The organism is Bacteroides fragilis (genome assembly GCF_019583405.1).
In the GTDB taxonomy this organism is placed as follows: Bacteria; Bacteroidota; Bacteroidia; order Bacteroidales; family Bacteroidaceae; genus Bacteroides; species Bacteroides fragilis_B.
On sequence record NZ_SZUU01000003.1, the window covers coordinates 630,707 to 652,594 of the forward strand.

The following is a 21,888-nucleotide window of genomic DNA, read 5'->3' on the forward strand; positions in this document are numbered from 1 at the left end:
AAATTATAAAAAGATACTCTTTTTGATGCCGGTTTCCTTTACAAAATATTCATCATGTGATACAAGCAGTACACTGCCCGTATAATTCCGAATGGTGGCTGTGATGATTTCGATACTTTGTATATCCAGATTATTGGTAGGCTCGTCCAGGATAAAGAGGTCAGGCGTGTTGTTATTAATCATCAGGCAGCAGAAAGCGAGTCGCATTTTTTCACCTCCACTGAGTTGGATGCAAGGTTGATCCCAGCTCGTTGCCGGGAAGAGAAAGCGATTCAACCTGATTTTTATTTCGTGCTCCGGCAGGGCACGTACATTGAATGATTCTGCTTGTTGAAGCACCGTCAGCTGATTGCAGATGATGGAATATTCCTGATTGAGATAGATGTAACTGAACGCGGTGCGCTCCAGTGTGCCCGAAGCAGGCAATAGTTCTCCGGTGACCAGTTTTAATAAGGTAGTTTTACCACTCCCGTTGTCTCCTTCGATACGTATCCGGTCACCGCTTTTCAGTTGGAAACTTAGGGGAGCCTTCCATAAAAACGAAATTTCATAAGTGAAGTTTATATCACGGGCAGTCAGTAATATTTTTCCCGGATGTAAAGCCGAAGCGTTGAAATCGGTTTTAAGCAGTGACACTTCGGCCAACCTGTTGCGTATCTGACTTCGTTCGGCGGCAAGTTTTTCCGATTTGTCCCGGTGGATGTCTGCCAGTTTAGTGGTACTTTTTTCTGCCCGGTCTTTCAGGGTATTGATGGCCATGCGGGAAAGGCCTTTTTGAAGGACCGTTTTTTCGCTCCGTACATTTTGCTTGTCTTTTCGTTCGGCAACCTCACGTGCCACCTTCCGTACTTGCCGGAGTTCTTTCTCCTTTTCATCCAGTTGTTGTTGCAAAGCACTGAGCAAAAGCTCTTTCTGCTGTTTGTAGAATTCGTAGTTCCCTCCGTAAAACACAAGTGTGCTACGGCTCAGTTCGCAGGTTTCGGGAAGCAGATTGAGCAGAGTACGGTCGTGGCTGACTACAATCAGCGCAGAACGGCATTTCTTCACCCATTCATACAGTTTGTTGCGTCCTTGGCTGTCGAGGTGATTGGTCGGTTCATCCATCAATATCACGGAAGTTTCCTGCAGTTCCATGCCTGTTAGGAATACGCGTGTCTTTTCTCCGCCACTCAATGTATGCATGGGCTGGTCAAGAGACATTGTTCCGAGCCCCCATCCATTGAGAGCTGCTGTGGCTTTTTCTTCAATGTTCCAGTCGTCATCGAGGATATTGAAGTTGACGATGGAAGTATCTCCATCCAGAATGGCATGGAGGGCTTTTCGTTTTCCGTCTATCCCGAGGGCTTCGGCAATGCTCATTTTATCATATTGTCCGAAGTGCTGGGGCACATAATAAGGGGCGAATGGACGGAGTACGGTTCCCGAACACGGTTGCAGTTGTCCGGATATGATTTGCAGCAATGTTGACTTGCCACAACCATTATTGCCGATCAGAGCCAATTGCTGTCCTTTGCTGACAGAGAAACTGAGATTTTGAAAAAGAACTTCTTTATCGGGATGGATATAGGTGATTTGTTGTACTTGGATACACATACTTGTCTATTGGTTTGAAAGTAAATATTTGCTGTTGATGATAGCGGGTAGGGGAGAGACAAACACAATAGGGGTTAAACAACACGGATTCGTGATGCTTAACAGTACATGAAAAGAAGCATTTGGGAAAAGTGATGTTTACCGGAAGGTGTTGTCTTACTTAGATATTCTCATGGCCATATGTATGAAATTAGATCGCAAAGATAGAAGATATTCCGGCAATTACAAAAAGAGAGGGGAGAAATCTGAAACTTCTCCCCTCTTCTCGTTAAACTAATCTATTGAAAACAATTCATTCAGTCCTTCGCCCATACTTGGATGTGTAAAGATGAAATCGCGAAGGAAGGTATAATGTTGTCCGGTCTTCATCGCCATGTTTACTATGTTAATGACTTCGGAAGATTCGGCACAGAACAGCGTGCAGCCCATGATGCGTCCCGAATGGCTGTCGACGATGGCTTTCAGTATGCCGTCAGTCTGTTGCAGCGTGCGTGCACGCGGCAGTGCAGAGGCCGGAAGGCGTGACACCTTGAAGGAATATCCCCGTTTGATGGCTTCTTCCTCGGTCAGTCCGACGTGTGAGAGAGGCGGGTCTATAAATACCGAGTATGCCACCGGATTGCGGTCGTCGGCCGTGCGTTCTTTGTTGCCGAAAAGGTCGTCCCGGATAATCCGGTAATCATCCAGCGAAATATAAGTAAACTGCAACCCGCCTTTTACATCACCCATCGCCCAGATGTTCGGGGCAGTGGTATGCAGATAACCGTTCACGACGATAGCTCCGTGACTGTCTACTTCGACTCCGGCCGCTTGAAGATTCAGACCTTCGATCATCGGTTTGCGTCCTGTGGCTATCAGGATGGCATCGCCTTCTATAGTGACGGGTTTTCCGTCGGCTGTATCCGTGTAAGTCAGCGTCACGCCGTCGGCTGTGTCTTGTATGGATTGGGCACGGGCATTGAGGCGGATTTCTATCCCTTTCTTTTCGAGTGTTTCCTTAACGGCATCCGCTATATCACGGTCTTCGCGGGCAATAAACTTATTTCCTCCTTCGAGCACGGTCACTTTACTGCCGAAGCTTGCGTACATCGAGGCAAACTCCAGGCCGATGTAGCCACCGCCCACAATGATCAGATGGCGTGGCAATACGTCCAGTTCCATCAGTGAGGTGCTGGTATATACCCGCTTGCTGTCTTTCAGCCCGTCGATGGCCGGTATAATGCTGGTAGAGCCGGTATTAATGAAAATCTTCTTTCCCTGAAGTTCGATCACTTCGTCGGGGAGGGTTACTTTCACTACATCCTTTGAAACGAACGATGCCATTCCGGTATAGATGGTCACGTTGGGAAGGCTGCTCAGCTTATTGAATATATTGGCCCTTGAAGCTGCTGTCATCTCGTTCTTGCGTGCTATGGCAGCTTTGTAAGCCTCAGCCTGCTTCTCGTAATCGGTAGGATAGAGCCAACTCACCTTTTCGGCTTCGTGGATAAGCCGCTTGGTGGGTACGCAAGCTATATTGGGGCAGGTACCTCCATACATCATAGCGGAACGTTCAATCAGTGCGACCTTCCAGCCGCGTTTGGCTAATTCGGCAGTCAGCGTTTTGCCTCCTTTGCCGAAACCGATAATAATGGCATCATATTGTTTCATAATTCTTATTACTTTTAGGATGTATCTTTATGTAAGTTTATAACATTCCGCAACCCTTATTTGTTTCGCTTTTCCCAGTCGGCTTTCTTCAATGAATTCAGTACACGTTGTGAGGAGTCGGAGAGTAGGGTAACGGCGCTTGCCAGAATTACGATATCTTTAATAACCAGACGTCCGGCACCGGACAGTAAGGGGAAGCCGTATTCTCCGCTTCCCAGGTTCGGAACCCAGACTTCGGGAGTAGTCACCAGGAAGGAGAGAGTGCCAAGCGTCATGATGATGGCCAGTGTGTCGCCCACAAGTGCCACTTTGGGGAAGAAGATGCCTAAGAAAACCAGAATGCCGATGGACATAATCAAAGCTCCCAGTCCGTAAGAGAACGTGTAGGTCCTGTTCGCTTCGTGCCATTCACGGTTGGCGGGGACGTATGCGCCTTCGGGATTTTTGTGCTCTTTATACTCGGGTGCGTCTTTGGCATAGAAGAAACTCATAAACGGACTGTTGGCTACGAACGGAACAATGCCGTCGGCTTCATAATGAAAATACTTCAAACCGCCGATCCATACGAAAACAACAAGGATGGCTACGCGGATAAACTTTAGTCCGAAACCTTTCAGACCGGATGCTACTGTGAGCAGAGTGATAAATTTCTCTTTCATGCTATTTCTTTTTATGGGTTTAACTTTCTGATGCAAAGATCAGGGTTTTCCCATCGGTGCGAAATAGCAATATCGCCGTATGAATTGTCAATTCTTCCCTTCTACCGAATTTCGGTATTGTACGGGGCTTTCTCCCGTCATATTTTTAAAGAAACGGCTGAAGGAAGACTGGTCTTCGAATCCCAGTATGTCGGCAATCTCCTTCGAACTTTTATTACTATATAAAAGGAGTCGCTTGGCTTCCGCTTCCACCCGTTCGTGGATGACTCGCAGAGGTGATGGCAATTTACAGGAAGAAAAGATGTTCGAAAGGGTTTTGGGCGATTTGTGTAACAAGTCGGCATAGTCCTGTACCTGCTTCTTAGTTCGGAAGTGTTCGTCCACCAAGTTATAATACTGGCGGATGATTTCGAAGCTGTATTCTTTTTCTTGGGTAATGTTCAGCCGTTGGCGGGCAATACGCGTGCTTTGGATGATGAAACGTTTGAGCAGGATGCGGAGCATTTCTTCCTGAAGGTTGTCCGAAACGGTGAACTCACGATCCAGCAATCCCACAACGTCTTCCATCGACCTCCGTTCCGATTCGTTGAGCATGAAACGAACGACATGCGAAGAACCGTTGAACAGGAATCCGCTGCATGACACTTCGTGGTCATTGCCGTAAATGCAATAGAAGTTACTGTTAAACAGAACCGTCAGGTACTCTCCGTCGATCGAAAGAAATTCCAGGTGCTGGAGGTTGGAAAGGGAGATGACCTCGTTCTCGGCCAGTATCACTTCCTGATGGTCTATCTCGAGGGTGATGCTTCCTGTGCGTACCCAGATGAATTTATATAAACTCTTTTCTTTCTGCAAGTTCTTTTCGGTGTGATAGCTGGTAGTCAGTGCCAGCATACCTTTCAGTTTGGTCTGGTAAGTTCTTATCATAATCAATCCTCCATGGCTGATGCGTCAAATGACAGGGGTAATAAATGTCCGATGCTTTGTACTTCGTAGATACACTTCTTGCCATAAAGCAATATACGGATGGGCTGTTTATATCGTTTCTCCGTTTCCAGAATCACCTGGCGACAAGCACCGCAGGGCGGGATGGGAGTGTCGATAAAATCTTTCTCGGTACGTGCGGCGATGGCAAGTGTCACCACAGCCTGGCCGGGGTACTGTGAGTTGGCATAAAATAGCGTGGTGCGTTCGGCACAGAGTCCGGACGGATAGGCCGCATTCTCCTGATTGGTTCCTGTCACTACCACACCGTTGGCCAGCAGTGCTGCCGCTCCTACCGAGAAGTGCGAGTAAGGCGCATAGCTGCGCCGGGTTGCCTCGATGGCGTCATCCAATAAGGCACGGTCTGTATCATTGAGTTCATCATATTCATATACTTTGATTACAGAGGTAATAGTCAGGTCTTTCATGTGCGTAGGTGGTTTATAGTTCTACAAATCATGTTACAAAGTTAGAAAAGAGATTGATAATCCCAATTATTTTTATGATTTTTGTGCCGCATAACCTAACATACACAAATTATATAGATGAATAGCAAACTTCTCAGGCTGATTGCCGTAGTTACAGTTCTTGCTTTTTCTGTCGGTGCCCAGGCGCAGCGCAGGAATTCCCGTTACGTAGATTATATAAATAAGTATAGTGCCCTGGCTGTAGAGCAAATGAAGGAGCATAAGATACCCGCCAGTATCACATTGGCGCAGGGGCTGCTTGAAAGTGGTGCCGGTATGAGTACGTTGGCGCGTAAAAGTAATAACCACTTCGGCATCAAATGTGGTAGTAGCTGGAATGGACGTACCGTACGCCATGACGACGATGCCCGTAACGAATGCTTCCGTGCTTATCGCAATCCCCGTGATTCGTACGAGGACCATTCGGCATTTCTGAAACGCGGCGCCCGCTATGCTTTCTTGTTTAAACTGAAGATAACGGATTATAAAGGCTGGGCCCGTGGGTTGAAAAAGGCGGGATACGCCACCGATCCTTCGTATGCCAACCGTCTGATTACGATTATTGAAGACTACGACCTTTATAAATATGACCGTAAGGGAGGATGGAGTTCGTCAAAGAGTGAACCGACGGTACTCAATCCGCATCAGGTCTACATAGCAAACGGTATCGCTTATATTGTAGCCCGTGACGGAGATACGTTTAAGTCGTTGGGTAAAGAGTTCGATATCCGTTGGAAGAAGTTGGTGAAGTATAACGACTTGCAACGTGACTATACCTTGATGGATGGTGATATCATTTATCTGAAAGAGAAGAAAAAGAGAGCATCGAAACCTTATACGGTTTATATTGTCAGAGACGGAGATTCCATGCATACCATTTCTCAGAAATATGCCATCCGGTTGAAGAACCTGTATAAGATGAACCGTAAGGACGGGGATTATGTTCCCGAAGTGGGAGACAGGTTGAGGCTGAGGTAGACTTTGCCGCTGCGGTATATAAGAAATGTATTAATAGCAAAAGGGTGTAGCCATGCATAAAGTATGGCTACACCCTTTTGCTATTAGGGCTACACCCTTTCTGCCGGATGGCTACACCCAAACGTGTGTTTTTCACCGCAGAGAACACAGTTACGCTTTGTTACGAAACTGTACAGGGTGTTCATTATCGGACACCCTGTTTCTCTTCTTCCTGCTGAAACACAGTACTTTCCTTTTTTGGCATAAGGTTTGATCATAGAAATACAAAGAATATTTGTAAATCTATAATTGACTATATATGGACAGAGAAATTCCAAAAGAGGTGCGCAATAAAGAGCGTAATAAAAAGATTATTCGTTTTTCGGCTATCGGTATTATCGGGATAGTAGGCATTAGCTTACTGATTTCGTTGTTGCGTACGGGAGTACAGAAGAAGGATCTCGTGTTGTCTACCGTTGACAAGGGGACGATCGAGGTCAGTGTCAGCGCTTCGGGCAAAGTGGTTCCGGCTTTTGAAGAGATCATCAATTCACCGATCAACACCCGCATCGTGGAAGTATATAGAAAGGGCGGTGACAGTGTAGATGTAGGCACTCCCATCCTGAAACTCGACTTACAAAGTACGGAAACCGACTATAAAAAGCTACTGGATGAAGAGCAAATGAAACGTTATAAGCTCGATCAGGCGCAGGTGAACAGCCAGACCAAATTGAGCGATATGGCCATGCAGATCAAAGTGTCGGAAATGAAACTGGCGCGGATGAAGGTGGAGCTTCGCAACGAACAATACCTCGACAGTCTTGGAGCCGGTACGACTGATAAGGTACGCCAGGCCGAATTGAGCTACAATACGTCCCGCCTCGAATTGGAACAACTCAAACAACAATATGCCAACGAGAAACAGGTAGCAGCCGCCGACCTGAAAGTGCTTGAACTCGACCTCAACATGTTCCGTAAGGGACTTGCCGAAATGAAGCGCACCTTGGATGATGCGCAGATTCGTTCGCCGCGCAAAGCCATCCTTACTTATATCAACAACCAGATCGGTGCGCAGATTCCTCAGGGAGGGCAGGTGGCTATCATTTCGGATCTGAGCCATTTCAAAGTGGATGGCGAGATTGCCGATACTTATGGCGACCGTGTGGCAGCCGGTGGCAAAGCCATTGTAAAGATAGGCAGTGAGAAACTCGAAGGGACCGTAAGCAGTGTCACTCCGCTTTCAAAGAACGGGGTTATCTCTTTCTCCGTGCAACTGAAAGAAGATAACAACAAGCGGTTGCGCTCGGGACTCAAGACCGATGTATATGTGATGAATGCTGTGAAAGAGGATGTACTGCGCATAGCTAATGCCTCTTATTATGTAGGTCGGGGCGAATATGATCTGTTTGTGATGACTTCGGATGATGAAATCGTAAAACGGAAAGTTCAGTTGGGCGACTCCAACTTTGAATTTGTAGAAGTGGTGAGCGGATTGAATCCGGGTGACAAGGTAGTGGTCAGCGACATGACCAACTACAAAAATAAGAACAAACTCAAAGTGAAATAATCTGCTGATTTTTTTTAAAAATCAAGGCACCTTAGGGTTGGAACTAAAGGTTTGTTGGTTTTAAACCAACGGAATTTTGGTTTAAAAAGTAGATTGTGTGCCTTTTAAGATGCGAAACTATGATAACAATTTATCTCAAACAATCTTATAATTTGCTGAAAGAGAACCGTTTCGTGAATGGAATCTCTGTGGCGGGTACAGCTTTGTCAATGGCAGCCGTGATGCTTATTTACCTTGTCTATCAAGTAAATTATTCTGCGTATGCACCTGAGTCCAACCGATACCGCATTCTGTTTGTAAATAGTCTGCAAGCGTGCGGAAGTGATGGAAACCCTATTAATAACGGAGCTATGAGTCATAAGGTGGTACGTGAATGTCTTTATCCTTTGCAGGCACCTGAGGCAGTGACTGCTTTTACTGACAAACAACTTCCGGTCAATATACGCGGACAGCAGTTTTATGATAAATATACGATTAAGTTTACCGATGACGGTTTCTGGAAGGTTTTCGATTTCACTTTTCTGTCTGGTGCCCCTTTTACACATGCCGATTGGGAATCGGGTATGCGACAAGCGGTTATTTCTGATAAACTGGCACGTAAGTTATTTGGTACGGTTGAAGTTACAGGGCAGACTTTGCGTATGAATTATGCCGATTATCAGATATGCGGTGTGGTGAAAGAGGTGAGTCAAGCTGCCGAAAACGCTTATGGAGATGTGTGGGTGCCCTATACGGTCAATTCCTCCTTATTAAAGGAAAATGTTAACTACTGCGAAGGAACTACAGGAGAATTTACCTCCTGCATCCTGGCACGTTCTTCATCCGACTTCGAACCTATCCGCAGAGAGATGTTGAAGTTGCAGGCCGCTTTCAATGCTTCGCTTACCAACACAAAACTTGACTATATGTATTCTCCCTATACCCAGTGGCAGGCTGTGCTGGGTACAAATGGCTTCAATCGTGGTACAGTGGGTGAATGGTTTAGAACTACCGGTGCGACGATTCTTTTTCTTTTACTCCTGCCTGCCTTGAACATAATAGGTATAACCCTGACACAGTTTCGCAAACGTCGCAGTGAGATCGGGGTTCGTAAAGCATTTGGTGCATGTTCGTTTTCGTTGGTAGAGCAAGTGATGACCGAGAATCTGCTGATCTCCTGTATAGGCGGACTGATCGGACTGGTGTTGTCGTACACCCTGTTATCTCTTTGCAAGTCGTTTTTCTTTTCGGGAACTATCGCTCTGACACACGATATGCTGATACAGCCCTTTACTTTTGTTGCGGCTTTCTTTTTCACGCTGTTACTGAATTTGCTGAGTGCTGCGATCCCCGCCTGGCGAGCCTCACGAATGCCTATTACAGAGGCGTTGCATGATATGGAATAATTTTAAAAACAAAGACCCGTTATGATAAAGCAAATATTTAAGATAATATGGAACCAACGCCGCTCGAATGGTTGGATATGGATGGAACTTCTGGTCGTATTCGTTGCGCTGTGGTATCTGGTAGATATGTTTGTGGTACAGTTCTATTCCTATTCCCGTCCGTTGGGCTATGATATCACGAATTGCTGGCGGCTTTCGTTTGATGTTTATCCCGAAGATGCCGCCGAGTATGTCAGCGACACTACTCAGGCTCCTACCGAAGGTGAAGCATTGGCCCGGATCCTTGAACGCCTGCGTCGTGCCCCGGAAGTGGATAATGCTTGTGTCGCTTTCTATTCCTCACCCTATTCCGGAGGTAATTCATGGACACAGATCATGCCTTGTACGGTCGATAGCGGTAAGTTCAAAGAGCAATCCTATCATCAATATACCGTTTCTCCCGAATTTTATGATGTATTTCGTATCCGGAGCCGAGAGGGGCAGCTTCTGAGTGAATTATTGAACAAAGAACAGTTGGAATATTTTATTACTCCGGATCTGGAAAAAGATTTCTTCAGTGAAGAGTCGGCAGTAGGACAGAAAGTATGTTATCCCGGTAGTAGTATGCGGGAGATACGCATTGCAGCAGTGACTGTTCCGGTTCGCGTGACCGAGTTTGTAAAGCCGGAGCCTGAACTTTTCTTTACTATGAGACCGAAAGAGCTGGAACGTCAGGTGAATGCTTCCGGGGTAGCTAATATGGAGATAACCGTGCGGATGAAAGAAGATTTGACTCCGGAACAGATGGGGACTTTCCTAAACCGGATGAAGAGCCAGTTGACGGAGAATAATCTCTACGTTGCCAGCATGAAGGATATGAAGCAACAACGCAGTGAACGATTGCGGTATGAATGGCGGAAGATCAGCATCAACCTTCTGCTGTCCGTTTTTATCTTGCTGAACGTGCTTTTCGGCATTATGGGAACTTTTTGGCTACGCATCGAACAACGGCGTAGTGAAACCGGGTTGCGGATGGCACTGGGCAGTACACGCAGGCGGGTAGGATGGTTCTTCACTGCCGAAGGGTGGTTATTGCTGACTACCGTAACTCCGCTGGTGCTGATTGTCATATTCAATATGGTACACATGGAGATTCCCGATTTATACAATCTCTCTTTCTCCTGGTGGCGCTTTGCGGTTAGTTTTGGTGGGGTACTGTTGCTTATGGGACTGATTATCGCACTGGGCACCTGGTTGCCTGCTCGTCGGGCCATGAAGTTGCAGCCGGCCGAAGCGTTGCATTATGAATAACTATCAAAACAACATATTATGATAAAACTTTATTTAAAACAATCGTGGATGCTCATCCGGCAGAACAAATTGTTCAGTAGCCTCTATGTATTGGGTACGGGGCTTGCCATTGCCATGACAATGATTATCGCCATCGTGTATTATATTAAAATAGCTCCTATCTATCCGGAAGTGAACCGTTCGCTGACAATGCGGATGAAAGGGGTAAGCGCCATGCATGTCAAAGGAGGGGGAAATACATATTTATGTTCTTATGAAATGCTGAAAGACTGGTTCTATCCAATGAAATCGGCAGAGCTGGTTACCGCTGTAAACGAACACTATCTGGCCCGGCAGGGGTCCTATATACAACCGGCTGGGGGAGGCGAGCAAATACCGGCTCTGGTAAAGTATACCGATCCTAATTTTTTTCGGTTGTTCGAGTTTGAATTTCTGGGTGGGAAGCCTTTTTCGGAGGCCGATTTAGCCAGTGGGATTCGTAATGTAGTACTTTCCGACCGGATGGCCCGCCGCATTTTCGGCAGGACCGATGTGGTAGGGCGGACGTTTAAGCAAGACTTTAAGGAATCCAAAGTTGTCGGTGTGGTACGTGAGGGCAGTTATCTGTTGCCGGCATCTTACGGACAAATCTATATGCCGTATTCTTGCTTGCCGGGATATGACAGTAACAATGAGGGCAGTCATAAAGTCGGTACTTATGTCGTTTACTTCAAGGTTCACCAGAAAGAAGATATGCCGAAACTTTATGCGGAGGTTAATGAAATGGTGCATAAATACAATACTTCCCAAAAAGAGTATACGGTAGATATCTTTCATCAACCGGATCCGTATTGGCAGACATGGTTCAGAGAGGGCAATACGAACGAGATTGACTGGGCATCGGTCATTAAACTGTATGGAGGGGCGCTTTTGGCATTGTTATTAGTGCCTGCCATTAACCTGAGCGGCATGATATCCAGCCGTATGGACGATCGCCTGGCGGAAATGGGGATACGAAAAGCGTTCGGAGCCAACCGGAAACAATTGTTGAACCAGGTGTTATGGGAGAATCTGCTTCTTACTTGCATCGGCGGGCTGATGGGACTTATTGTTTCATGGGGGCTGCTTGTGTTAGGGCGTAATTGGGTATTTAGCCTGTTCGACAAAAATCCGACAGTCATATCCGACGGAGTCGATGTGGCTATCAATCCGCAAATGCTGTTCAGTCCTTTGATGTTTTGCGTAACGTTTGCTTTTTGTTTGATACTGAACCTGCTTTCCGCATGGTGGCCCACATGGCGTTCGTTGCACAAAGATATTATTGATTCACTAAACGAAAAGAAATAAAACATGATACGACTAATAATGAAAAACCTCTGGGCCCGCCGCCGGAAAAACGGATGGTTGCTGGCCGAATTAATATTGGTATCGATTGTCACATGGGTGATTGTTGATCCGTTGGTGGTGCTGACACATGACCGGAATTTGCCGGCGGGCTATCGTCCCGATCACCTCTTCCTGCTTCAGTTGGCTTCGTATCCTGCCGAGTCGGAGCAATTCCGTGCCGAAGAGAATGATACATTGGCGCGTAAAGCTAATTTTGAACGGTTGCTCAACAAACTCAAACACTACGAAGGAGTACAGTATATTACTTTCGTTTTAAACGGGCAGTATCCTTCGTCAGCTTCCATGAGTACCGGCAACACGATGTTCGATACCATTCCGGTCCGCACTCTCCGTCTTGGCTTTATACCCCATACCGATTATTTCCGGACCATGGGGATGGAGGGAGCCGAGGGGATGACGGCCGGACAATTGGATAACCGTGACTTCCTGTGGACAGAATCGGTACTGACGGCGGATATCTCGCAACGGCTGAAAGACGGGAAACCGCTTTACGGACGCCGCCTTGGAAACGGGGACGAGGAAGACTATCGGGTGGGGGGAGTGATAGCTCCTGTACGCTACCGGAGTTATATGCAGCCCATGCCCATAGAGTTATACGTGTATGAAGAGTTTCCTGATTATTTGTATTATTATATTCCGCTGATAGCTTTTCGCATAGACGATCATTTGTCGGAGAAGGTTTTCTTGCATCACTTCCGTGAGTGGATGAATAAGGAGCTGGCAGTCGGTAACTATTATGCGAAGTCAGTGCAGTCGTTTAGTGACATTCAGGAGCAGCATGAATTTTCCGAAGGAATCACCAATCAGTATCGCCTGAATCTGGCTTTGGGTATCTTCTTTTTAGTGAACCTTTGCCTGGGAGTGGCAGGAACTTTCTGGATGCAGACCCGTTCACGTCGTGAAGAGGTAGGCATTATGCTTTCTTTCGGCGGTAATCCTTCACACATCACCCGCCTGCTGTTATATGAGGGTTGGATACTGACCACATTGGGTACGTTGACCGGCTGCTTGCTCTATTTGCAATACGCATTGCGGGACGGGCTCTATACTACCTGTACCAGTTCGGAAGAGGCAATGCCTGTTTATTGGATCAACCATTTCGGTCTGCATTTTACAGCGGTTTCTTTGATCGTATATCTTTTGTTGCTGATTGTTGTTTCTATCGGAATCTGGATGCCGGCACACAAACTTAGCCGTATCAATCCGGTAGATGCGCTGCGTGACGAATAATCACTCGTTAAACTAATAAGATAGTATGATTAAACTTTATTTCAAACAAGCCTGGCAACTGCTGAAACAAAATCCTTTGTTCAGTAGTGTATACATACTCGGCACAGGATTGGGCATTGCCATGACCATGAGCCTGGTGATCATCTATTACATCAAGATGGCACCGGTCTATCCCGAAGAGAACCGGAACCGTATCCTGGTGAGTAAAGGGATGACTGTTGCAGAACAGAAAAATCAGGAGAACTGGTTCAGCTCGCACGTATCCTTTCAGGCAGTGAAGCGCTTTTATTATCCACTGAAGAGTGCCGAGGCTGTAGGAACGTCTATAGATGGGTGCGGTACATCATTACTTGAATTGCCGGGTAAAGAAGATTTGAAAGAAGTGCAGGTGAAGTTGGTGGATGCCGGATTCTGGAAGGTCTTTAAATTTGCTTTTGTAGACGGTAAGCCGTTTACTCAGGTCGACTTTGACTCCGGATTGCGAAAAGCGGTCATATCACGTACAATGGCTCGTCAGCTTTTTGGAGAGGATACACCGATAGGTCGTACTTTTGTTCTTGATTCCGATGAATATAGGGTATGTGGAGTGGTAAAAGATGTTTCTTTCATCACCCCTGCTACGTATGCCGATATTTGGTTGCCACTGACGGTCGATGCCGATATTGTAAAAGATAATGAGGATAGCTACGAGCTGATAGGCAATTTGAATGTTTATATGTTGGCCCCTTCTGTAGGTGCTAAAGAAGAGGTAATTGCGGAGGTACGTGATGTGTTCCGTAAATATAATTACTCTCAAAAAAAATACACTGCCGATCTGCATGGACAACCGGTGTCTTACTGGAAAAGTATCTTTTATGAATATTCTAATTCAGCTCCGGATTGGGGTCAACTGTTACGGACGTATGGTACTATCCTGTTGGCTTTATTATTTGTACCGGCACTGAATCTGGCAGGGATGATTGCTTCACGTATGAAGCGTCAGCTTTCTGAATTGGGTATACGGAAAGCTTTCGGTGCTTCCAAAGTTTCGCTTCTGTTGCAGGTGTTTTGGGAAAATCTGTTTCTTACTTGTATCGGAGGGCTGTTCGGTTTGTTACTTTCCTATCTGATTGTGTATGGGGGGCGGAACTGGCTTCCTGATCTGTTGGCTTCATCGGCTGATGTGATGCCCGAAGGAACTGACAACTTTTTGACTCCAGGTATGCTGCTGAATCCTGTGGTGATAGGCATTACATTTGTGGTCAGTCTGGTGCTGAATGTGTTGTCAGCCCTGATTCCGGCTCTGCATGCTTTGAGGAAGGATATTGTGTATTCACTTAACGAAAAAAGATAAAAGCTATGAACCTGATGATGCTACTCCGCCAGTTGTGGAACCAGCGTGCTGCCAACGGATGGATTTTGGGAGAACTGGTGGTTGTGACTTATTTCTTATGGGGAGTAGTCGACCCTGTGTACGTATTATTATCTGATAAGGCATTGCCCGACAATTACGACCTCACTGATACTTACTTGCTGAGCATAGGTACATATTCGGGTAATCATACTAAGTATAATCCGGAATTGGATTCGGATTCTTTGAAACAGGTTGATTTTATGCGTATTGTAGATCAGGTACGTCGTTATCCGGGGGTCTCTAATGTGACTGTCAGTTTTTTCAATTCATATCCGCAAAGTGGTTCTTGGAGTGGGGGACAGCTTTTTAATGATACAGTCCTTGCACATGTGCAACAGATGAGGTTTCTTTCCGGAACCGACTATTTTGGCGTTTTCCGGATACATGATGCCCGGACGGGAAAAGTACCTCCGGTGCTTGCGGAAGGAGAACAAGGAGTCTATCTGACTCCTGACGTTGCTGAGAGGTTGTTCGGTGAGAAGTACCCGCGAAATAAATGGATACATTGGGGGGACAGTACCCGTAAATATCCGTTGACTGCCGTAATCGATCCTTTGCAAATCAGGAGTAACAGGCAGCCCGGTCCTTTAGCATTCAACGCTACTTCTGAGTTGAAGTATCTTCCGGATAGGGCCTGCATTTGTTTCCGGGTACGTGACGGACTTGCCTCACCCGTTTTTACCGAGACATTTAAACGTGACATGCGCCCGCGGATGCAGATCGGGAACTATTATCTGGCATCACTTACGGATTTTGAAACGGAGAGTAAACACTTTGAGTATTATATGGGGACTACGGGTACTATCCGGTTGCAGATTATCCTTGCCGCATTCTTTCTACTCTGTGTATTCTTGGGGATGGGTGGTACTTTTTGGTTACGTTGTAATTCCCGGCGAGAAGAAATAGGACTTTATATGGCAATGGGATCTACCCGTTATCGGTTGATCCGACAATTTCTTCAGGAAGCCTGGTGGATAGTGACTATTGCATTTGTAGCAGGAGTATTGGTACAACTCCAAATGGTATACCTCAATGGTTTTGCTTTCCCATCGGATAATCCCAATCCGGATTATATACAGAATCGTCCGGTGTTGCACTTCCTTATTGTATCAGCCATTTCGTATCTTTTGATCTTGGCTGTTTCGTTTGCAGCTACTTACATTCCGGTATCGAAAGCAGCCCGGCTGAATCCTGCGGATGCTTTGCGGGACGAGTAATAAAACTTAAAGTTCACCGCGGATCAACAGCTTGCACAAAGAAGAGATGATAGACCGGATTGATAATTTCTACGTTCTATATCCGTGCAATCTGTCAATCCGCAGTGAAAAGCATTTTCGGTATATTACTCTAAAATACGTTTCATAGTCCGGTGGAGTTGTCATACCTGAATGACCCTATATTCTGTCGGTGTACAGCCGACCACCTTTTTAAATATCCGTGTGAAATGTTGCGGATACTGGAATCCCAGTTCATAAGCGATTTCGCTGACTGTTTTTTCCGAAGCCAATATCCTTTCTTTGGCTATGTTTATTATTTTTCCTTGAATGTACTCCTGAGCAGTCTTTCCGGTTTCCTTTTTAATCAGATCGCCGAAATAGTTGGATGACAGGTTTACCTTGTCTGCGAAATATTTCACTGTGGGCAACTTTTCGTTTGATGATTGTTCGCTTTGGAAATAGACATCGAGCAGGTCTTCGAACTTCATCAATACATCTTTGTTCACTTTCGAACGTGTCACGAACTGACGTTCGTAGAAACGCATGCAATAATCCAATAATAATTCGATATTTCTTGCAATCAGGCGTTTGCTGTGCTTGTCTATCGGGCGGGATAACTCCTGTTGTACCTTGTCCAGGCAATCCTGAAAAATCTGTTTCTCATCGTCCGAAAGATGCAGGGCCTCATTCGATGCGTATGAAAAGAACGAGTAGTGCTTGATTTCCTGTCCCAAAGACGTGCCGCGGATAAGGTCGGGGTGGAAAAGTATACCGTGTGACATCGGGCGTACGCCATCGGTTATCTTTACTTCGACTACTTGTCCCGGTGCAAAACTTGTCACTGTGCCTTCCTGATAGTCATACATTTGACGTCCGTAACGCAGGTCGCCACACTTGGTCTGTTTCAGGAACAGAGCGTATAGTCCATAATTAAGAGTGAAATGTGTGGGAAACATTGTAGCTTTCGACAAATCGACTACCGTTACCAAAGGGTGCAACGTCTCGAGACCATACATCTTATTATACTGGTCTACCGAGTTCAGCTTGATTACTTCTTCCATAGGACATCTGGTTGTTTATTCTGTGACAAATGTAAGAATTTTCATTATATGTAGTATAAATGAAGAGGTTAAAACAGGAATAGGGGTAAGAATATCCGTAATTAAGGTTGTATCGTCAGTGTTTTTCCTGCCGGTATACCGGTGATAAATAGATCTTTTAGTTCGTCAGCGGGCAGTATGTCCATTTTCGGACACTTTTGTCTTTACTTAATATTCTATTTATAAGAGTGTTATCTGTTTGGCATACCATTTGATTCTATCTCGTCTGTGTGAAATTGATATGGAACAAAATGAAACATCTAAATAAACTAAAGTTATGATTACATTAACTTCTCTTTCTAAAATCTATCGTACAAACGAGATTGAAACAGTAGCCCTTGAGAATGTCAACCTGAAAGTTGATCGTGGTGAATTCCTTAGCATTATGGGACCTTCCGGTTGCGGCAAATCAACTTTACTGAATATTATGGGTTTGCTTGATGCGCCTACCGCAGGAACCATAGAGATAAACGGTACACATACAGAGGGCATGAAAGATAAAGAACTGGCCGCTTTCCGTAATAAAACGCTTGGTTTTGTATTCCAGTCTTTCCATCTGATAAATTCACTTAACGTATTGGATAATGTGGAACTTCCCTTGCTGTATCGCCACATAGCTTCTTCCGAACGTCGTAAACTGGCACAGGAGGTTCTTGAGAAGGTCGGTTTGAGTCATCGCATGCGTCATTTTCCGACACAGCTTTCCGGCGGTCAGTGCCAGCGCGTTGCCATTGCTCGTGCCATTATCGGTAATCCCGAGATCATCCTTGCCGACGAACCTACCGGCAACCTGGACTCTAAAATGGGTGCCGAGGTGATGGAATTGCTTCACCGCCTGAATAAAGAAGACGGACGCACCATCGTGATGGTAACTCACAATGAAGAACAGGCTAAACAAACTTCTCGTACCATCCGCTTCTTCGACGGACGTCAGGTACAGTAAGCAATTAAGGAGCAAAAATACAATCTAATAAAAAAGAACTTATGATTAAGCAATACTTTAAGCAGTCACTTGTTCTTCTTCAGCAGAATAAGTTGCTGAGTGTTATTGCCATTATTGGTACGGCACTGGCCATTGCTATGATTATGTGCATTGTGCTCATTTATCAGGCAAGAACTGCCAATTATGAACCGGAGATAAATCGGGACCGTACCTTGTCGATCGACATGACGATTGCTCAGAAAATTGATGATAAAGGATGGAATATGGGGAATCAGTTGTCGCTGCGTACCATCAAAGAATGCTTCTATCCAATGACTACGGCAGAGGCGGTGAGCGCCGTGCACTACAGCATGACGTCTTTGGCGGCTACTCCCGACGAAACCCGGGAAGTGAAGTGTTCTGTCAGTTATACAGATGATAACTTTTGGCGTGTATTCGGCTTCCGCTTTCTGCATGGTAAACCTTACGGGCAGGAATTTGTGTCCGGTGAGAAGAAACTGGTAGTAACCCGCTCGTTGGCTCGTCGTCTGTTTGGTACCGATGATGTGGTGGGACGTACCATTTTATTGGGATTTGTCGATTATACCGTTTGCGGAGTCGTGCCCGATGTGTCGGTACTGGCCGAGGCTGCTTATGCCGAGGCTTGGGCTCCTTATACGGTATTGCCGGATTATGAACGCAGTGTCAGCGAGGGTCTGCAAGGAGGGTATTCATGTTATATTCTGGCACCCAAGGGAGCCGATCCGGATGTAGTTCGCGCTGAGGCACAACAGAATGTAGACCGTATGAACGCCAATCAGAAAGAACTGAAATTGCTGCTTGGAGGTGCTCCCGACACCCGCCTGATGTCTTTGGCCCGTGATAATCCGTTTGATGATCCGGATACATCGCGGTTGGTTCTGATTTATATCGTAGTGATTGCCATCTTGTTGTTGGTGCCTGCCATTAACTTGAGCGGGATCACGCTTTCGCGTATGCGCCGGAGGATGGAAGAGATCGGTGTGCGACGTGCTTTCGGCGCCACTCGTGGAGAACTTCTCCGACAGGTGCTCGCCGAGAATCTGGTTGTTACATTGATAGGCGGTGTGTTGGGGTTGATCTTGTCGTACATAGCTGTGCTGTGTATGCGTGACTGGTTGCTCAATACTTCTATGTCGGGGTATTATGGAGTGGACACCCAGGTATCCGCAGGTATGGTCATTCAACCGTTTGTATTTGTTTGTGCGTTATTGTTCTGCTTGTTGATGAATCTGCTGAGTGCGGGGATTCCAGCTATTCGTGTATCTCGCACCAACATTGTTAATGCCATTAAATAGAAGAAATCATGATAAAACATTTATTGAAACAGATATGGACCCAACGCTCTGTCAACGCCTGGTTGTGGTTTGAACTGATGATTGTCTCAGTCTGCCTGTTCTATGTAATGGACTACTTGTACGTAACCGGAAGATTGTATGCCACTCCGCTCGGTTTTGATACCGAACACGTTTATCGGGTAAAACTTGCTTCCATACCTCCCGGAGGAAAGGAATATAAGCCCGGTGATACTGATAGCTTGAAGATAGAACAATGGTTCTCCATCCTTTCGCGCCTCAGGGCTTATCCGGGAGTGGAGGCCGTATCGCTGAGTATTGGTTCGCATCCTTACAATCAAAGCAGTTCCAACGGTTCAAGGGGGATAGATGCCACTTGGGTACACGGACATGTGTATAATGTGTCGCCCGATTATTTCCGGGTATTCCGCATCACTGACAAACAGGGAAAAACCGAGTCGCTTGTACAGGCTGCTACTCAGGAAAACACATGGATCATTTCTGCCGAAACCGAACGTGAGTTTGCCGCTAAGGGAATCGATGCGCTGGGTAAAGGAGTGAAGAATTGGGGTGAGACAGAACCGGCACATACCATTCGCGGTATATGCAAGACCATCCGTTTTGATGATTTTTATCCGCTTTACCCTACTTATATCGAATGTCATTCGGAGGCTGCCTTGTTAGGGTGGAGGGGTAATAATGCAGAGTTTTGTGTGCGCGTCCGTCCGGATGCGGATGGTGTGGATTTTCCGTCCCGTTTCCGTAAAGATCTGAAGGTACAGCTTCGGGTCGGTAATTTTTATCTTTTGGACATTACCTCTTTTGACGATCTTCGTGAGAACTATTACCGCAGCAACGGAAAGATTAATGATGTGAAAACCCGGATTGCCGCTTTAGGCTTCTTCTTGCTGAACATTCTGATGGGAGTGATCGGTACCTTTTGGATACGGACACAGCAACGGCGTTCGGAGATGGGACTTCGGCTGGCTTTGGGATCCACCTGTGCGAACCTCAGAAGTTTGTTGATCGGTGAAGGGGTTTTATTATTAATACTGGCCACGGTGCCGGCTGCTGTCATAAGTCTGAATCTCGCCTTTATGGATTTGCTGACCGATACGATGCCGGTTGTCACCGTCACCCGTTTCCTGATTGTGCAGGCTATGACGTTTGTGTCGATAGTTGTCATGATTGTCATCGGGATTTGTATACCTGCCCGTCAGGCCATGCGCATTCAGCCGGCAGAAGCACTGCACGAAGAATAAGTATGTCCGTTGAGAGACACTCCGAGTTCATTAACGAGCAGAGTGTTCATTATCGGACACCCTGTTTGGAACATAAGCGGTTGTGTTTAAGGGAATTAATTTTTTGGCATATCATTTGAATAAGAATCTAATAAAAGAAATATTTAAAACTATAAGTGATGATTACATTAACTTCTCTTTCTAAAATCTATCGTACGAACGAGATTGAAACAGTGGCGCTCGAAAACGTGAACCTGACAGTCGACCGGGGTGAGTTCCTGAGTATCATGGGACCTTCGGGTTGTGGTAAATCTACTTTGCTGAACATCATGGGGTTGCTGGATGCTCCTACGACGGGTACGATCGAAATAAACGGTACACATACAGAAGGCATGAAAGATAAAGAATTGGCTGCTTTCCGTAATAAGACACTGGGTTTCGTTTTCCAGTCTTTCCACCTGATTAACTCACTCAACGTACTGGACAATGTGGAGCTTCCGTTACTCTACCGTCGTGTCAGTTCGTCCGAGCGTAGAAAGTTGGCGCAGGAGGTTCTTGAGAAGGTGGGCTTGAGCCATCGTATGCGTCATTTCCCGACACAGCTTTCCGGCGGTCAGTGCCAGCGTGTTGCCATTGCCCGTGCCATCATCGGTAATCCTGAGATTATCCTTGCCGACGAACCTACCGGTAACCTGGATTCTAAGATGGGTGCCGAAGTAATGGAACTGCTTCATCGCCTGAATAAGGAAGACGGACGTACCATTGTGATGGTTACTCACAATGAAGAACAGGCTAAACAAACCTCTCGTACCATCCGCTTCTTCGACGGACGGCAAGTGCAATAAATAATACAAAGTACAATGAAAGCGAAAATTATACTCGTAGCTTTGGGTCTTTTCCTGGGAGCCACCGGTTATACGGTGCAAGCTCAATGTAGTGCCGATTGCCAATGTGGTAAAACTACCGAAGATAAAACCTTGACCACCGGTAACCGTAAAGTTGCCGATTTCTCCATGATTCGGTTGGATGCTGTCGGAAATATTTATTTTACTCAGTCCGACCGTTGTTCCGTCCGGATAGAGGGACCGCAAGAATATGTATCTAAAACCACAACGGTTGTGAAAAATGGTGTTTTAGTGATCGGATATCAAGAGAAAAGCAATAATTCCAAGAACGTAAAGTTATATATCACTGCTCCCGATTTGGATAATGTGAGATTGCAAGGTGTGGGTGGCTTTAATTGCCGGACACCACTTCGATCGGAGCGTTTTGACCTAACGATTTCAGGAGTAGGGAATGTGGATATTAATGATTTGAGGTGTAATGATTTCACGGTGAAGCTGGATGGTGTAGGCAGTGTAAATGTCAGAGTTGATTGTGATGTATTGGTAGCCCAAGTCAATGGAGTGGGAAGTATGACGCTGAAGGGCAAAGCCGGTACAGCAAAAATATCGAAAAATGGTGTCGGCGGTGTTAATGCCGGTGAGTTGAAAATAGGAAAATAATGACAAAC

At 46.0% G+C, this 21,888-nt stretch carries 19 protein-coding genes; 13 read left to right on the forward strand and 6 right to left on the reverse strand.

Annotated features, from left to right (window positions below):
• Positions 1–3 precede the first annotated feature (3 nt).
• The 5 genes from FDF36_RS09930 to cdd form a co-directional block, all read right to left on the reverse strand.
• Entirely contained in the window at positions 4–1,593 is a 1,590-nt protein-coding gene (locus FDF36_RS09930) for an ABC-F family ATP-binding cassette domain-containing protein (protein ID WP_220391222.1), read from the reverse strand.
• A gap of 273 nt (positions 1,594–1,866) precedes the next feature.
• The gene (locus FDF36_RS09935; RefSeq protein WP_195317091.1) at positions 1,867–3,243 is read right to left on the reverse strand and encodes an FAD-dependent oxidoreductase; all 1,377 of its coding nucleotides are present in this window, start codon (positions 3,241–3,243) and stop codon (positions 1,867–1,869) included.
• A gap of 56 nt (positions 3,244–3,299) precedes the next feature.
• On the reverse strand, positions 3,300–3,902 hold the full coding sequence (locus tag FDF36_RS09940) for a DUF417 family protein (protein WP_005786253.1): 603 nt from the start codon (positions 3,900–3,902) through the stop codon (positions 3,300–3,302).
• An 87-nt stretch (positions 3,903–3,989) separates the two neighbouring features.
• A complete protein-coding gene (locus tag FDF36_RS09945; RefSeq protein WP_220391223.1) occupies positions 3,990–4,829 on the reverse strand; it encodes an AraC family transcriptional regulator in 840 nt (279 codons plus the stop codon).
• 2 nt (positions 4,830–4,831) lie between these two features.
• On the reverse strand, positions 4,832–5,314 hold the full coding sequence (gene cdd / locus FDF36_RS09950) for a cytidine deaminase (RefSeq protein ID WP_195317089.1): 483 nt from the start codon (positions 5,312–5,314) through the stop codon (positions 4,832–4,834).
• Between the two features lie 117 nt (positions 5,315–5,431).
• On the opposite strand from cdd, the gene FDF36_RS09955 reads away from it, so the two are divergent.
• The 8 genes from FDF36_RS09955 (at position 5,432) to FDF36_RS09990 (ending at position 15,778) form a co-directional block, all read left to right on the forward strand.
• Positions 5,432–6,331 carry a glucosaminidase domain-containing protein gene (locus FDF36_RS09955; protein WP_220391224.1) on the forward strand — a complete coding sequence of 300 codons (900 nt, stop codon included), beginning with the start codon at positions 5,432–5,434 and terminating at the stop codon, positions 6,329–6,331.
• 298 nt (positions 6,332–6,629) lie between these two features.
• Positions 6,630–7,877, forward strand: coding sequence for an efflux RND transporter periplasmic adaptor subunit (locus tag FDF36_RS09960; protein ID WP_193683899.1), 1,248 nt, complete (start codon positions 6,630–6,632; stop codon positions 7,875–7,877).
• A gap of 119 nt (positions 7,878–7,996) precedes the next feature.
• Complete coding sequence (locus FDF36_RS09965) at positions 7,997–9,262, forward strand: ABC transporter permease (RefSeq protein WP_220391225.1); 1,266 nt, start codon at positions 7,997–7,999, stop codon at positions 9,260–9,262.
• A gap of 21 nt (positions 9,263–9,283) precedes the next feature.
• Complete coding sequence (locus FDF36_RS09970; protein ID WP_220391226.1) at positions 9,284–10,552, forward strand: ABC transporter permease; 1,269 nt, start codon at positions 9,284–9,286, stop codon at positions 10,550–10,552.
• An 18-nt stretch (positions 10,553–10,570) separates the two neighbouring features.
• The gene (locus FDF36_RS09975) at positions 10,571–11,878 is read left to right on the forward strand and encodes an ABC transporter permease (RefSeq protein ID WP_220391227.1); all 1,308 of its coding nucleotides are present in this window, start codon (positions 10,571–10,573) and stop codon (positions 11,876–11,878) included.
• A gap of 3 nt (positions 11,879–11,881) precedes the next feature.
• On the forward strand, positions 11,882–13,168 hold the full coding sequence (locus FDF36_RS09980; protein ID WP_220391228.1) for an ABC transporter permease: 1,287 nt from the start codon (positions 11,882–11,884) through the stop codon (positions 13,166–13,168).
• Between the two features lie 25 nt (positions 13,169–13,193).
• A complete protein-coding gene (locus FDF36_RS09985) occupies positions 13,194–14,501 on the forward strand; it encodes an ABC transporter permease (RefSeq protein ID WP_220391229.1) in 1,308 nt (435 codons plus the stop codon).
• Between the two features lie 5 nt (positions 14,502–14,506).
• Positions 14,507–15,778 (forward strand): ABC transporter permease, encoded by a 1,272-nt coding sequence (locus FDF36_RS09990; protein ID WP_220391230.1) that lies wholly within the window; start codon positions 14,507–14,509, stop codon positions 15,776–15,778.
• Between the two features lie 161 nt (positions 15,779–15,939).
• Here the strand turns inward: FDF36_RS09990 and FDF36_RS09995 are convergent, their stop codons facing one another.
• The gene (locus tag FDF36_RS09995) at positions 15,940–16,839 is read right to left on the reverse strand and encodes a helix-turn-helix domain-containing protein (RefSeq protein ID WP_220391231.1); all 900 of its coding nucleotides are present in this window, start codon (positions 16,837–16,839) and stop codon (positions 15,940–15,942) included.
• Positions 16,840–17,155: 316 nt separating this feature from the next.
• Between FDF36_RS09995 and FDF36_RS10000 the strand changes: the two genes are divergently transcribed.
• The 5 genes from FDF36_RS10000 to FDF36_RS10020 all read left to right on the forward strand — a co-directional run bounded on the left by FDF36_RS10000 (position 17,156) and on the right by FDF36_RS10020 (position 21,880).
• Positions 17,156–17,821, forward strand: coding sequence for an ABC transporter ATP-binding protein (locus tag FDF36_RS10000; RefSeq protein WP_220391232.1), 666 nt, complete (start codon positions 17,156–17,158; stop codon positions 17,819–17,821).
• Between the two features lie 41 nt (positions 17,822–17,862).
• Positions 17,863–19,137 (forward strand): ABC transporter permease, encoded by a 1,275-nt coding sequence (locus FDF36_RS10005; protein WP_220391233.1) that lies wholly within the window; start codon positions 17,863–17,865, stop codon positions 19,135–19,137.
• 8 nt (positions 19,138–19,145) lie between these two features.
• Positions 19,146–20,396 (forward strand): FtsX-like permease family protein, encoded by a 1,251-nt coding sequence (locus tag FDF36_RS10010; protein WP_220391234.1) that lies wholly within the window; start codon positions 19,146–19,148, stop codon positions 20,394–20,396.
• A 158-nt stretch (positions 20,397–20,554) separates the two neighbouring features.
• A complete protein-coding gene (locus FDF36_RS10015) occupies positions 20,555–21,220 on the forward strand; it encodes an ABC transporter ATP-binding protein (RefSeq protein WP_005786290.1) in 666 nt (221 codons plus the stop codon).
• Positions 21,221–21,235: 15 nt separating this feature from the next.
• Positions 21,236–21,880, forward strand: coding sequence for a GIN domain-containing protein (locus FDF36_RS10020; protein ID WP_220391235.1), 645 nt, complete (start codon positions 21,236–21,238; stop codon positions 21,878–21,880).
• The last annotated feature ends 8 nt before the right edge of the window (positions 21,881–21,888 follow it).

Excerpts from the sequence above, each read along its gene's own strand:
- FDF36_RS09930 (WP_220391222.1), bottom strand. The coding sequence starts at position 1,593 with ATGTGTATCCAAGTACAACAAATCACCTATATCCATCCCGATAAAGAA.
- FDF36_RS09935 (WP_195317091.1), bottom strand. The coding sequence starts at position 3,243 with ATGAAACAATATGATGCCATTATTATCGGTTTCGGCAAAGGAGGCAAA.
- FDF36_RS09940 (WP_005786253.1), bottom strand. The coding sequence starts at position 3,902 with ATGAAAGAGAAATTTATCACTCTGCTCACAGTAGCATCCGGTCTGAAA.
- FDF36_RS09945 (WP_220391223.1), bottom strand. The coding sequence starts at position 4,829 with ATGATAAGAACTTACCAGACCAAACTGAAAGGTATGCTGGCACTGACT.
- cdd (WP_195317089.1), bottom strand. The coding sequence starts at position 5,314 with ATGAAAGACCTGACTATTACCTCTGTAATCAAAGTATATGAATATGAT.
- FDF36_RS09955 (WP_220391224.1), top strand. The coding sequence starts at position 5,432 with ATGAATAGCAAACTTCTCAGGCTGATTGCCGTAGTTACAGTTCTTGCT.
- FDF36_RS09960 (WP_193683899.1), top strand. The coding sequence starts at position 6,630 with ATGGACAGAGAAATTCCAAAAGAGGTGCGCAATAAAGAGCGTAATAAA.
- FDF36_RS09965 (WP_220391225.1), top strand. The coding sequence starts at position 7,997 with ATGATAACAATTTATCTCAAACAATCTTATAATTTGCTGAAAGAGAAC.
- FDF36_RS09970 (WP_220391226.1), top strand. The coding sequence starts at position 9,284 with ATGATAAAGCAAATATTTAAGATAATATGGAACCAACGCCGCTCGAAT.
- FDF36_RS09975 (WP_220391227.1), top strand. The coding sequence starts at position 10,571 with ATGATAAAACTTTATTTAAAACAATCGTGGATGCTCATCCGGCAGAAC.
- FDF36_RS09980 (WP_220391228.1), top strand. The coding sequence starts at position 11,882 with ATGATACGACTAATAATGAAAAACCTCTGGGCCCGCCGCCGGAAAAAC.
- FDF36_RS09985 (WP_220391229.1), top strand. The coding sequence starts at position 13,194 with ATGATTAAACTTTATTTCAAACAAGCCTGGCAACTGCTGAAACAAAAT.
- FDF36_RS09990 (WP_220391230.1), top strand. The coding sequence starts at position 14,507 with ATGAACCTGATGATGCTACTCCGCCAGTTGTGGAACCAGCGTGCTGCC.
- FDF36_RS09995 (WP_220391231.1), bottom strand. The coding sequence starts at position 16,839 with ATGGAAGAAGTAATCAAGCTGAACTCGGTAGACCAGTATAATAAGATG.
- FDF36_RS10000 (WP_220391232.1), top strand. The coding sequence starts at position 17,156 with ATGATTACATTAACTTCTCTTTCTAAAATCTATCGTACAAACGAGATT.
- FDF36_RS10005 (WP_220391233.1), top strand. The coding sequence starts at position 17,863 with ATGATTAAGCAATACTTTAAGCAGTCACTTGTTCTTCTTCAGCAGAAT.
- FDF36_RS10010 (WP_220391234.1), top strand. The coding sequence starts at position 19,146 with ATGATAAAACATTTATTGAAACAGATATGGACCCAACGCTCTGTCAAC.
- FDF36_RS10015 (WP_005786290.1), top strand. The coding sequence starts at position 20,555 with ATGATTACATTAACTTCTCTTTCTAAAATCTATCGTACGAACGAGATT.
- FDF36_RS10020 (WP_220391235.1), top strand. The coding sequence starts at position 21,236 with ATGAAAGCGAAAATTATACTCGTAGCTTTGGGTCTTTTCCTGGGAGCC.